This window comes from Methylosinus sp. is20ea (genome assembly GCF_059718135.1).
The window spans coordinates 2,671,733-2,683,758 of record NZ_AP046088.1; the positions used below are offsets into that span (position 1 = coordinate 2,671,733).

Here is a 12,026-nt window from a genome sequence, read left to right on the forward strand (position 1 = left end):
TGGTCCAGGGACTGTCAACGAAATGGCGATCGGATGAATCCTCCGACCTCAGGATGGTTGCATCAGTAATGCAAAGTCGGCGATCCGATCGGCGTCGTCGGTCTCTTCGGCGGGACGGTTTCGGCTGGTCCTGCGCTTCTCGCCTCTGCGCCGGTCTGGGGGAACGGGGGTGGGCGGCGGGGAAGGGCCGGGCGGCGCAATTTGCCGCCCGGAGTCGCGAAAACGCGTGTCCGTGTCAGGCGTCGGCGAGAGCCCGGTCGCGCGCGGCGGCGCCCTTGTGGACAAGCTCGCCGGCGGCGTCGAAGAAGGAGGCGTCGATCTGCCGGCCGCGCTCGTCATAGCTCCAGGCTATGCGGGCGACGCCGAGGCCCTTGCGCAGGGTCGGCTTGCCGTCGGCGTTGAAATAGGCCTCTTCGACCTTATTGCCGCGCTCGTCATAGCGGCGGGCGACGCGCGCCGCGCCGATGCTCTTGCGCTTCACCGGACGGCCGTCTGCGCCGAAGTAAGTCTCCAGCACCTCGATCCGCCGGCGCGTCGGCGCGTTGGATTGGTCCTGGCTGGGCGCAGCCGCGGTTCGCGCGGTGCGCCGACCCTCTCGGGGGGAAACATCATAATTCATTGTTTCGTCTCGGTCTCTCGAGCGAATTTCCGGATCGATCCTCGGCTGCGCGTCGCGCGCCTGCAGAATCGAGCACGGGTTTCGCTTTTGTCTTCTGGGAAATGCGCCTTTCACCCCCGAAGGCGGGAGCATAAAGACGCGCCAGTGGCGCAGCCTTTGGCTGCGGTCAGACGGCGAGGACAGGCGGAGCGCGCGCTCCGACGGGAAGTTGCGCGAGACGTTTATGGCCGCCGGATTCGCGCAGCGGCAGGAGGAGGCCCGCCTCGGGCGAATGCGGCGGGTCGAGCTCGGCGAAGCCGCCGATGACGCCGCCGTCGAGCCCCATGCAATGCTGGATGCAGCAGGCGTCGATCCGATGGGCGGGAGCGCGCGGCCCTTGCGAATTTTCGTCAGCCGCTGTTTTGGCGGTGAGGCAGATCGCGCTGCCGAGGGCGCTCTGGTCGGCGCGCGCGCCGACGACGAGACCTGCGGCCAGTCCCTGCAGCACGAGCAGATAGGCGACGAGCAGCGTCGCCGCTGTCTGTCCATACTGTCGAGATTTGTCGCTCTGCTGGGTCACGATCGATCCAAGATAGGCGGCGCGGCCGCCATGGTCAATGGAGCCTTGCCGGCCTATTCCCGGAGTTTGCTGAAAATGCGACGATTTCCGCCCGAAAAAGCTGGCGGGCGCATAGCGCTCGTAAATGCGGCGGAGCGCAAATCTCGAATTGCGGAGCGGAAGCGACTGTTCTATTCCTAGCGATAGGAATGAGGTCCGGCAATGGCTGAAATCCTGACGCATGCGCAGATCTGGGCCGCTCTCGATGCGCTCGGCGAGCGCTATGGCCTCACCGCGTCCGGCCTCGCCCGCAAGGCCGGGCTGGACCCGACCACATTCAACCGCTCCAAGCGGCAGACCGCGGATGGGCGTCTGCGCTGGCCCTCGACCGAATCGATCGCCAAGGTTCTGCAGGCGACTGGGGCGAGCCTGGACGAGTTCATGACCCTCGTCTCCGCCAAGGGGCTGCGACCGCCGCGCAGCGCGCGTCCGCTCATCGGCCTCGCCCAGGCCGGGGTCGGCGGCTTCTTCGACGACGCCGGCTTCGCCACCGGCACGGGCTGGGACGAGATCGACGTCTTCGCCGACGCCGACGAGCATTCTTACGCGCTCGAGATTTCCGGCGACTCCATGGCCCCGCTCTATCGCGATGGCGACATCGTCATCGTCTCGCCGGCCGCGCCCGTGCGCCGAGGCGACCGCGTGGTGGTGAAGACGACGGCCGGCGAGGTTCTCGCCAAAGAGTTGAAGCGCCAGACGACACGCACGGTCGAGCTGAAATCCTTCAACCCCGCCTATCCGGACCGCATTCTCCCCAAGGAGGAGGTGAGCTGGATCGCGCGCATCCTCTGGGCGAGCCAGTGAACGGCGAGCCAGTGAACGGCCCTGTGGCGTCATGTTCCGTCGACGTCGAGACGCTAGATTGGGTCCTGACGAATAATTTCCGGCGCCTCTAGTCCGGCGCGTTTTCACGAAGAGGAGCGCGAATGTCTCTCGCCAAACGCAACGCCGTCGTCACCGGCTCCACCAGCGGCATCGGCCTCGCCGTCGCCCGCGCCCTCGCCAAGGAGGGGGCCAATGTGGTCCTCAACGGATTCGGCGACGCCGCCGAGATCGAGAAGGAGCGCGCCGCCATAGAGAAAGAATTCGGCGTCACCGCCGTCTATGACGGCGCCGATATGACCAAGCCGGAAGAAATCGCCGCCATGATCCACAATGCCGAGGAAAAGCTCGGCTCGGTCGATATTCTCGTCAACAATGCGGGCATACAATATGTCTCGCCGATCGAGGATTTTCCGATCGACAAGTGGAATCAGATCATCGCCATCGATCTCTCCTCGGCCTTCCACACGATCCGCGCCGCGACGCCCGGTATGAAAAAGCGTCGATGGGGCCGCATCATCAACACCGCCTCGGCGCATTCGCTGGTCGCCTCGCCCTTCAAGGCGGCCTATGTCGCCGCCAAGCACGGCATAGCCGGGCTCAACAAGGTGGTGGCTCTGGAGCTCGCCACTTTCGGCGTCACCGCCAATTGCATCTCGCCCGGCTACGTGTGGACGCCCCTCGTCGAGAAGCAGATTCCCGACACGATGAAGGCCCGCAACCTCACCCGCGAGCAGGTCATCAATGACGTCCTCCTGCAGGCGCAGCCGACCAAGGAATTCGTGACCGTCGATCAGATCGCCGCGCTCGTCCTGTTCCTGTGCTCGGACGCCGCGGCGCAGATCACCGGCTCGAATATTTCCATCGACGGCGGCTGGACCGCGGGATGACCGACGAAAAGAAGAAGAAGGTCACTCTGGCCTTGCAGGGCGGGGGCGCGCACGGCGCCTTCACTTGGGGCGTGCTCGACGCCTTTCTCGAGGATGGGCGGCTCGACGTCATCGGCATCAGCGGCGCGAGCGCCGGCGCGATGAACGCGGTCGTCTATGCCGACGGATTGCGCGAGGGCGGCCCGGCGCGCGCCCGCGCCCAGCTCCAGCAGTTCTGGCGCACCATCAGCGTCGACGGCGAGCTGACAAAGGCGCAGCGCGATCTCTGCGACATGGTGTTCGGCTTCTGGGACCCGCTGAAGCTGCGCAAGACGTTCACGCAGAATGCGGCCAATTACTTCTCCCCCTATGAGTTCAACCCGCTCGACATCAACCCGTTGCGCGATCTCATCGACGGCCTCATCGATTTCGAAGCGCTGCGCGCCACCGACGATTTGAAGCTGTTCATCTCGGCGACCAATGTGCGTACCGGCAAGGTGCGCATCTTCCGTCGGCCGGAGCTGACCATCGACATGCTGATGGCCTCCGCCTGCCTGCCCACAGTGTTCCAGGCGGTGGAGGTGGAGGGCGAGGCCTATTGGGACGGCGGCTATATGGGCAATCCGGCGCTGTTCCCGCTCTACACCGAGACCGATTGCTGCGACATCGTGCTGGTGCAGATCAATCCGGTCGAGCGCGACGAGATCCCGCGCACGTCGCAGGACATAATGGACCGGCTGAACGAGATCACCTTCAACGCCTCGCTCCTGCACGAGTTCCGCGCCATCGACTTCGTCGCGCGCCTCATCGACGCGGGCCGATTGAAGGGCACGCATTATAAGAAGGTGCTGCTGCATCTGGTGGAGGGCGGCGCGGCGATGAAGCGCTTCGGCGCCGACACCAAGCTCGACGCCGATTATGATTTCCTGCGCTCTCTGTTCGATATCGGACGTGCGGCCGGCAAGGAGTTTCTCGACGAGCATTATGACGCAATCGGCGTCGCCGGAACGCTGCAATTGAAGGAGCAGCTGGTCTGAGGTCAGGGGGCTCGGTCGTTTTTTCCCCCGGCGAATCGGCTCCGTTGCGCAGGCGCGCGCGGGGCGGGGAGTCGCGGTCGCGGCAAAGATCGGCCACATTTCTCTCTATCTCTGAGCGGCGCGGCATGGATCGCCGCGTGGAATTTCACGCCGACAGGGGTGTTTCGCGAATATTCGCGGAGGCCGCGATCGGCGAAAATCGCGAATGATGGCGTCGGGCGTCGCGGGTTTTTGGACCGACGCGGCCGACGCAATCGGAGGACTGGAAGATGAACGCGCCCGCCGACAAAAAGCTCATCGCCGAGTTCGAGGAGTTCAAGGAGCTGTTGCGTCACACCGGCCCGCAGCAGGACGGCGATGACGCTCACGCCCGGCCGGATCACCCCGCCGAGCCGCAGTGGGCGGCGGAGCCGTCGCGGACCGCCGAACCCGAGGCCGTGCGGGCGCCGAGCGACGTCGATCGGCGGCAGCGCGCGCGGCGTAAGCCGAAGCCGGAAGCGCCCGAAGCCGAGCGCGGCGAAGTGCGCCGGCGCGGGCGTGGATGGCTGATCGCGGCCGCCGTGGTCATTCTGACGGTCGGCGCGGGCGCCGTGGCGACTGTCTTCCTGCCCGGCGATGAGGAGGAGGAGCCCGTCGCCTCGGCGACGCAGCGGGAGACCATCGATCCCGCCGAGTCCGCTGCGAACGCCGCCGCCGCAGAGAATGCCGACGCGGTCGGACGCGACGCCCAGGCCGCCGAATCGGCGCTCGCTCCCGCCGAGCCCCTCGCCGAATCCGCTCCGCTCGAGGCGCCCGCTGCGGTCGCCGCCGAGCCTGCGCCGGCCGCCGCGACCCCGGCCCGGACGCCGACGGCTCTGCCGGAAGGCGCGCTGAGCCCGCCGGCCGCCAATGCCGTGCCGCTGACGACGCCCACGGCCGCTCCCATTCGTGTCATTCCGACGCCGAAGGCGCCGCCGGCCGAACCCGTCGCCGCCGCCCCGCCTCCGGTAGAGCCCGCTCCGACGCCCGAGCCTGTCGTCGCCGCGCCTCCGCCTCCCGCGGCGAAGGCGTCGCACGCCACCAAGCCGACGTCTGCCACGCCGACGCCCGCCACGCCGACGCCTGCCAAGCCGACGCCCGCCAAGCCCCATGCTGCGCAGCCTGCCAAGCCGGCGGCGCAGCCTGCCAAGCCCACGGCGCAGCAGGCCAAGCCGAAACCCGCCCCCGCTCCGACCGCCGCCATACCGGCGGCGCCTGCGCCGCGCGCAGAAGCGCCGACCGCGGCTCTGCCGCCGCCGCCCGCCCCCGCGCCGAGCGAGCAGCCCGGCTTCATGCAGCGCGCGGTCGACACCGTTAGCGGAGCGGTCGGCGATCTCGGCCGCATGGCGACCGGCGTCATTCCTCGTTGATGGAACGGCGCCGCGTGGCTTCAGGCCACGCGGCGATCGGCGCGCCGACGGCGCAGCAGTTTCGAGGCCTCGCCGATGGTCATCGCCTTGCCGAAATAGAAACCCTGGCCGATCTCGCAGCCATTGTCGGCGAGGCGGCGCAGCACCTCCACGGTCTCGACGCCTTCGGCGACCGTCGTCACGCCGAGATGCTTCAGCAGGCTCAATATGGCGTCGACGATCCTTCCGCTCTCCTCGTCATGCTCCATGGCGAGCACGAAGGAGCGGTCGATCTTCACCTTGTCGAAATGGAAGGCGCGCAGATGATAGAGGCTCGAATAGCCCGAGCCGAAATCATCGAGCGAAATGCGCACGCCCTCGGCCTGCAGCGCGGCGAGCGTCGCGCGGGCGGTGTCGACATCGTCGACGAGCGCGCTCTCGGTGATCTCGACATCGAGGCGCGAGGGCGGAAATTTCTCCTCCTCGAGCGTCGCCAGCAGGCGTGAGGCGAGCAGCGGGTCCTTCAGCTGCACCGGCGAGACATTGACCGACAGGCGCACCTGCTCGCCCCATTGCAGCGCCTCGCGGCAGGCGCGCCGCACCACCGACCAGGTGAGATCGGCGATGACGCCGATCTGCTCGGCGAGCGGAATGAACACGTCCGGCGGAATGGAGCCGAGCTTGTCGTGCGTCCAGCGCGACAGCACCTCGAAGCCATAGACGCGATTGTCGCGCAGATCGACGAGCGGCTGATAGAAGGGACGTATGTCGTCGGCGGCGACGGCCTTCTTCAACGCCGATTCGAGCTCGGCGCGTCGGCGCAGCTCTTCGTCCATGCTCTGCTCGAAGTAGCGGAACAGGCCGCGGCCGTCGCGCTTGGCGTGATACATGGCGATATCCGCCACGCGCAGCAGCGTGCTGACGTCGAGACCATCCTCCGGGCAGAGCGAGACGCCGACGCTGGCGCTGAGCTCGATGCGCCGATCGCCGATCTCGATCGGCTCCGCTATGGCGGCGAGCGCCCGGCCGGCGACTCTCGTCGCCTGATCCACATGGGTGGCCGGAGTCATCTCGATCAAAATCGCGAATTCATCGCCGCCGAGGCGCGCGACGATGTCGGTCTTGCGCGAGGCCTGGCGCAGGCGCCGCGCCACTTCGCAGAGCACGGCGTCGCCGACGCGATGCCCTTCGAGATCATTGATCGGCTTGAAGCGGTCGAGATCGACGACGAGCAATGCGCAGGCCGCGGCGCCGTCCTCGACGCGCTCGATCGCGGCGTGAAGATCGGCGACGAGCATGCGCCGATTGGGGAGGCCGGTGAGCAAGTCCTGACGCGCGAGAATCTGCGCATGCTCCTGCGCCGCGCGCGTCGCCTCATGCGCGCGCTCCAGCGCCTGCGCATTGGCGCGGAACACGTCGAAAGATTTCGCCATGGCGCCGATCTCGTCGTCGCGTCCGATCTCCGGCACTTCGACGTAGCGGTTCCCCGTGGCGAGCTCGGCGAGCGCCTCGGTGATCGCTGCGAGTGGCCGTGTGATCTTCTCCTTCAAGCGAAACAGCAGCCAGATCGCAAATGCGACAGCGAGCGCCGAGGTGAGCAATGTGGTCTTGAGCGCGCCTTCCGTCACGCGACCGGCCGTTTCGGCCTCTGCGCGCGCAGACCATCTGAGCTCGTCTATGGCGGCGTCCGCCGCTTCGTCCGCCGCTCTGTAGAGATCGTGAAGCGCGCCCATGCCCGTGGCGGCCTGGATCGAGGCGAGGTCCCGCTCCCGCGCCATCCATGCGTCATGCGCGGCGAAATAGGCGGCGAGGGCGTCGCCGAATTTGGCGAGGTCGGGACGCGGCTCCGAGCCGAACAACATGAAATAGTCGCGGCGAAGCTCCTCGATGGTGCGGCGATGGCTCGTCGCGCGCTGTTCCACATCGATTCTTTCTTCGTCGGTTTTCGCCAGCGCGCGATAGGTCTCGGCGATTCTGAACTCGGATATTCGGTCGGACAATTCGCCGAGAATCCGTGTTCCCTCGATCCATTTCGACGCGAGCGCGTCGGTCTTGGCGTCGACGGCGCGCAGGCTCTGCGCCGAAAGCGCCGCGAGTCCGAGCACGATCGCCAGAAAAGCGCCGATGAACAGCGCCAATTGCGCTTGCAGCGAACAGCGAAAGCTCGTCATTGAGCGCGCCCGAGGCGGTGATCATGTCTCATCGACAAATATAATTGTAATTTGAACGGCGACTGTCCAGTTGCGCCGGGCGCTATCGCGGGCGCTGAATTGTCGCGGGGGCGACGTCAGCGCCCTCTGCGTCCTCCTTCGGCCAAAGCGTCGCCGCGGGATAGGCGCGCCGCGCTTTCGCTTGCGTCAGATAGAATCTTTCGCCTTCGCGATAGGCCGCGTTTCCGCTCACCACCTCGAACTCGCAGAAAGCGCGGGCCTCCGCCGGCGCGGCCAGCAGCCGCACGCAGCGCGGCAGCAGCGCGAAGCCCGCGCCATCGTCCTTCTCGAATATCGTCAGCGGTTCCATGCTGTTTCGCTTCCCAGAGCCTTCGCCATAGTGACCGATATGGCGCGATGCTGCGGGTCGATCCAATTGTCATTTGCGATCAGATGATGCATTTCTCGCATCATGGAGCTGCAATGGATCGACGATTTCCTGGCGCTCTGCCAGACGCGCAACTTCACCCGCGCGGCGCAGGCGCGCGGCACGACGCAGTCCGCCTATAGCCGCCGCATGCAACGGCTGGAGGAATGGCTCGGCGCGCCGCTGTTCGATCGCGAGCGCCGCCCGGTGACGCTGACGCCCGCGGGCGAGGAGTTTCTCGCGCGCGCGCATCGCCTGCGCGACGAAATCTATGATGCGCGCCGCGCCGTGCTCTCGGTGTCGAGCCATTTGGAGAAGGCGCTGCGCATCTATGCGACCAACACGCTGGCCGCCACCTTTCTGTCGCCATGGTTGATGAAGCGTGAATTGCGCAATTACTCCGTCGTCGTCGCCTCGGTCTCCGGCTGCATAGAGGCGGTCAAGCGCGGCCATGCCGATCTGGCGATGATTCCCGATTTCGGCGACGCCGATAATCTCGCCGGGCTCGAGCTCGAGCAGATCGGCGAGGATCGCCTGATCCTCGCGCAGCGCCGCGGCGCCGAGGGCGGCGCCGCGCTGGACGGAGAGGCGCTGATCGGGCGGCTGATGGTCTATGCGCCGGGCACGCATTATGGCGCGCGCATTGCCGCAATGCTCGCCGCGCATGGCATTCGCATGCGCGGGCGGCCACTCTGCGAGAGCGCCTCGGCCGAGGCGCTGCTGGCGCAGGTCGAGGCCGGGCTCGGCGCGGCCTGGATTCCGGCTATCCTCTTGCGCGGCGAGATCTTGCGTGACGAGAGCGTCGTCCGCTGCGCGGTCCCCGATTATTTCGACATTGCGTATAAAATTCTGCTGGCGCGCGCGCCGAAAGCGAAGGGCGCGTGAGCGCCGCTATTTTTTCTCGAGATAATCGAACACGACCTCGCCCAGCGCGAGCGTGAGATCGGCGACGAAATGCGTCGCCGAGATAATCTCGCGCACCGGCAGGCGGGCGACGTCGCAGGCGACATGGGGATGCAGCGCGAGCGCCGCCGGCGAGGCCCAGGCGCCTTTCACCACGACATCCGTCATATGGTAGCGCACCAGCTCCAGCACGCGTGGCGAGCCGTCGACATGGGGGATGATCTTCAAAAGAAAATTCGGCTGCTGAATCGCCTCGGCGACCGGCGCCGTCTCCAATATGCGATGCTTGTAGCCGACCGAAGCCTCGACGCAGAGCGACGGGCCGTAGCGCAGCGTGCAGAGGATCACATCGCCGTCATGCTCGATCTTGGGCGAGGCGAGCTTTTTGGGAAACCCCCACAGCTCGCGGCCGCCGGCGATGGGCGCGTCATCGTCGAGATACATGGCGTGGACGTAAGCGCCCTTCTGCCCGTTGAAGCGCACCGGGATCACCTGGCCGCTCTCCGTATAGTCGCCGAAGCCGGTCGAATCCGGCATGCGGATGAACTCATATTTGACGATCGGCTCGTCCACCTCGAGCGGCTCCGGCACGACGGCCCGCAGCGCCTCGAGATCGGTGCGATAGGTGATGACGAGGAATTCGCGATTGTAGAAACGATAGGGTCCGCGCGGATAGGCGGGATTTGTGAGCGGCATTGCAAAGGCCGTGTTGCGCACCTCGTCGATCTTCATCTTCGCGGCTCCCTATCGATCATGTTCAAAGCGATGAAGCGAACAGATAGCGCGGTTTCGTGACGATCAGGCGCCTACCCTTGTTTCGCGCTCACTTGCCCGTCACTTCCCCGCGAGCTGCGGAAGATTTGCGAAAAATTCGAGCGCTTCGGGATTGGAGAGCGCGCCGACATTCTTCACCGGCCGCCCATGCACGATCTCCTTCACCGCGAGCTCGACGAGCTTGCCGGAGCGCGTATGCGGCAGATCGGGCGCCTCGACGATGATCGAGGGCACATGGCGCGGCGAGGCTTTCTCGAACAATTCACGCTTGATCCGCGCGGCGAGCGCGTCGTCGAGATTCGCGCCTTCGCGCGTCTTGACGAACAGCACGATGCGCGTCGTGCCCTCCCATTCCTGATCGATGGCGAGAGATTCGAGCACCTCCGGCAGGCGCTCGACGATATTGTAGATATCCGCCGTGCCGATGCGAACGCCTTGCGGATTGAGCGTCGCGTCCGAGCGTCCGTGGATGAGGAAGCCCTTGTGCTCGGTCTCTGTGGCGAAATCGCCGTGACGCCAAATGCCCGGATGCTCTGAAAAGTAAGCCTTGCGATATTTCTCGCCGTCGGCGTCGTTCCAGAAATAGATCGGCATGGAGGGGAAAGGCTGCGTGCAGACGAGCTCGCCCTCATGGCCGGTGACGCGCTTGCCGTCCTCGTCCCACACCTGCACCGCCATGCCGAGGCCCGCGCATTGAATCTCGCCGCGATAGATCGGGCTCCAGGGATTGCCGCCGACGAAACAGGAGACGATATCGGTGCCGCCGCTGATCGAGGCCAGCTGCACGTCTTCCTTGAAGTCGCGATAGACATAATCGAAGCTGTCGGGCAGCAGCGGCGAGCCTGTCGAGGCGATGGTGCGCACGCGGGAGAGGTCATGGCTCTCGCGCGGTTTCAGCCCTTGTTTCTCGATCTGCTTCAGATAGCCGGCCGACGTGCCGAAGAAGCTCGCCTTCTCCTTGGCGGCGAAGTCGAGCAATATCGCGCCATCCTTGCCGGCGTTGAAGAAGCCGTCATAGAGCAGCAGCGTCGCCTCGCTGGCGAGGCCGCTCGCCAGCCAGTTCCACATCATCCAGCCGGTGGAGGTCGCATAGAAGAAGCGGTCGCCGGGCTTGATGTCGCTTTGTAAGCGATGCTCCTTCAAATGCTGAAGCAGCGTGCCGCCGGCGCCATGCACGATGCATTTGGGCGCGCCCGTCGTGCCGGAGGAGAACATGATGTAGAGCGGATGGTCGAAGGGCAGGCGCTCATAGCGCAGCGCCGCGCCCTCATGCGCGGCGATCGCTTGCGGCAAGAGCAGCGCATTGGCGAGTCCGTCGAGCGAGGGCGAAGCGCTCGTGTAAGGGACCAGCAGGATTTTCTGCACGCTCGGCAGCTTGCCGGCGATCTCGCGAATATTATCGGCGCGGTCGAGCGTCTTGCCCTTGTAGAAATAGCCGTCGACGGCGATGAGAATGCGCGGCGCGATCTGGCCGAAGCGATCGAGCACGCTCTGCACGCCGAACTCCGGCGCGCAGGAGGACCACACCGCGCCGAGCGAGGCGGCCGCCAGCATGCCGATGATCGCCTGCGGTCCATTGTGGATATAGGCGGCGATGCGGTCGCCGGGCTCGACGCCCTCAGCGCGGAAAAAGGCGGCGAGCGCGCCGGCCTTGGCGACGATCTCGCCGAAGGAGAGCCGGCGCTCGACCTTGTCCTCGCCCCAGAAGACGATGGCCTCGGAGTCCGCCGGGCGCGGGCGCAGCAGATTTTCGGCGAAGTTCAGCCGCGCGTCCGGGAACCAGCGCGCGCCGGGCATTTTGTCGGCGTCGATGAGAATGCGCTCGCCCTTCTCGCCGACGACGCCGCAAAAATCCCAGACCGCCGACCAGAATTGCGGCGAATCCGAAAGGCTCCAGCGAAAGAGCCCGTCATAGTCGAAGCTCTCGGCGAAGGGCTTCGTCGCGAGGGATTGCGCGAAGCGGGTGAGAATGGCGTTTTTTCGGCGATCGAGGTCGGGCGTCCAGATCGGCATCGACTTGTCCTTGCGGCGCGGCGTTGGGCTCGCCAACTCATAGAATCTCCGAAATCCGCGCGATAGGGGATCGGCCTGCGTATTTTGGGACGGGGGCCAGCGGGGCGACAAGCTTTGGTTTCGGGCTCGGCGCCGCTATGTTGGGCGCCTCGGCGGCTCATTCGGCATTTGTTCATCTTCGCCGCGGCATTGTCCTTTCGGGCGCGTCCGGTCGGACGCACTCTCTGCATCGGAGGATAGCTCGTGAAGAAATTGATTGCGGTTCTCACTCTCGGCTTTGCCGTCGCTCTGGCCCCGCTCGCCGCCTCGGCCCATCCGCGCCCCTACAAGCACAGCCATCACCATCATCACCATCATCATCACCACCATCACCATTGATGATTTCGGGGCTCTCGCCAGAGGCGGGTCCGCGACGCAGGCGTGTCGAAGGGTGAGGGCTCCACCACT

General features: G+C 65.9%; 12 protein-coding genes. 6 read left to right on the plus strand and 6 right to left on the minus strand.

All coding sequences use genetic code 11. The features are described from left to right. Nucleotides 1–235: 235 nt before the first annotated feature. Both AC6IY7_RS12375 and AC6IY7_RS12380 read right to left on the minus strand, forming a co-directional pair. Nucleotides 236–619 carry a hypothetical protein gene (locus AC6IY7_RS12375; RefSeq protein WP_497779444.1) on the minus strand — a complete coding sequence of 128 codons (384 nt, stop codon included), beginning with the start codon at nt 617–619 and terminating at the stop codon, nt 236–238. 166 nt (nt 620–785) lie between these two features. Next, a complete protein-coding gene (locus AC6IY7_RS12380; protein WP_497779445.1) occupies nt 786–1,178 on the minus strand; it encodes a DUF2946 family protein in 393 nt (130 codons plus the stop codon). Between the two features lie 201 nt (nt 1,179–1,379). Between AC6IY7_RS12380 and AC6IY7_RS12385 the strand changes: the two genes are divergently transcribed. The 4 genes from AC6IY7_RS12385 (at nt 1,380) to AC6IY7_RS12400 (ending at nt 5,333) form a co-directional block, all read left to right on the plus strand. Beyond that, entirely contained in the window at nt 1,380–2,021 is a 642-nt protein-coding gene (locus AC6IY7_RS12385; RefSeq protein WP_497779446.1) for a S24 family peptidase, read from the plus strand. Nucleotides 2,022–2,143: 122 nt separating this feature from the next. Further along, nucleotides 2,144–2,929 (plus strand): 3-hydroxybutyrate dehydrogenase, encoded by a 786-nt coding sequence (locus AC6IY7_RS12390; RefSeq protein ID WP_497779448.1) that lies wholly within the window; start codon nt 2,144–2,146, stop codon nt 2,927–2,929. Further along, the gene (locus AC6IY7_RS12395; RefSeq protein WP_497779450.1) at nt 2,926–3,945 is read left to right on the plus strand and encodes a patatin-like phospholipase family protein; all 1,020 of its coding nucleotides are present in this window, start codon (nt 2,926–2,928) and stop codon (nt 3,943–3,945) included. The genes AC6IY7_RS12390 and AC6IY7_RS12395 overlap by 4 nt, the downstream gene beginning before the upstream one ends. 269 nt (nt 3,946–4,214) lie before the next feature. Beyond that, nucleotides 4,215–5,333 (plus strand): hypothetical protein, encoded by a 1,119-nt coding sequence (locus AC6IY7_RS12400; protein ID WP_497779451.1) that lies wholly within the window; start codon nt 4,215–4,217, stop codon nt 5,331–5,333. A gap of 20 nt (nt 5,334–5,353) precedes the next feature. Here AC6IY7_RS12400 and AC6IY7_RS12405 read toward each other — a convergent pair whose 3' ends face one another. Together AC6IY7_RS12405 and AC6IY7_RS12410 are read right to left on the minus strand one after the other, a co-directional pair. After that, nucleotides 5,354–7,483, minus strand: a complete 2,130-nt coding sequence (locus AC6IY7_RS12405; protein ID WP_497779453.1) for a putative bifunctional diguanylate cyclase/phosphodiesterase — start codon at nt 7,481–7,483, stop codon at nt 5,354–5,356. A gap of 82 nt (nt 7,484–7,565) precedes the next feature. Continuing rightward, nucleotides 7,566–7,832: a hypothetical protein gene (locus tag AC6IY7_RS12410; RefSeq protein WP_497779455.1), complete on the minus strand. Its 267-nt coding sequence runs from the start codon at nt 7,830–7,832 to the stop codon at nt 7,566–7,568. Nucleotides 7,833–7,934: 102 nt separating this feature from the next. Here AC6IY7_RS12410 and AC6IY7_RS12415 point away from each other — a divergent pair, with 102 nt between their 5' ends. Continuing rightward, nucleotides 7,935–8,774 carry a LysR family transcriptional regulator gene (locus tag AC6IY7_RS12415; protein ID WP_497779457.1) on the plus strand — a complete coding sequence of 280 codons (840 nt, stop codon included), beginning with the start codon at nt 7,935–7,937 and terminating at the stop codon, nt 8,772–8,774. A 6-nt stretch (nt 8,775–8,780) separates the two neighbouring features. On the opposite strand, the gene AC6IY7_RS12420 is transcribed toward AC6IY7_RS12415, so the two are convergent. Together AC6IY7_RS12420 and AC6IY7_RS12425 are read right to left on the minus strand one after the other, a co-directional pair. Continuing rightward, nucleotides 8,781–9,524 (minus strand): acetoacetate decarboxylase, encoded by a 744-nt coding sequence (locus AC6IY7_RS12420; RefSeq protein WP_497779459.1) that lies wholly within the window; start codon nt 9,522–9,524, stop codon nt 8,781–8,783. A 102-nt stretch (nt 9,525–9,626) separates the two neighbouring features. After that, complete coding sequence (locus tag AC6IY7_RS12425; protein WP_497779461.1) at nt 9,627–11,579, minus strand: acetoacetate--CoA ligase; 1,953 nt, start codon at nt 11,577–11,579, stop codon at nt 9,627–9,629. Nucleotides 11,580–11,822: 243 nt separating this feature from the next. Between AC6IY7_RS12425 and AC6IY7_RS12430 the strand changes: the two genes are divergently transcribed. Then, entirely contained in the window at nt 11,823–11,957 is a 135-nt protein-coding gene (locus AC6IY7_RS12430) for a hypothetical protein (RefSeq protein ID WP_497779463.1), read from the plus strand. Nucleotides 11,958–12,026: the final 69 nt, after the last annotated feature.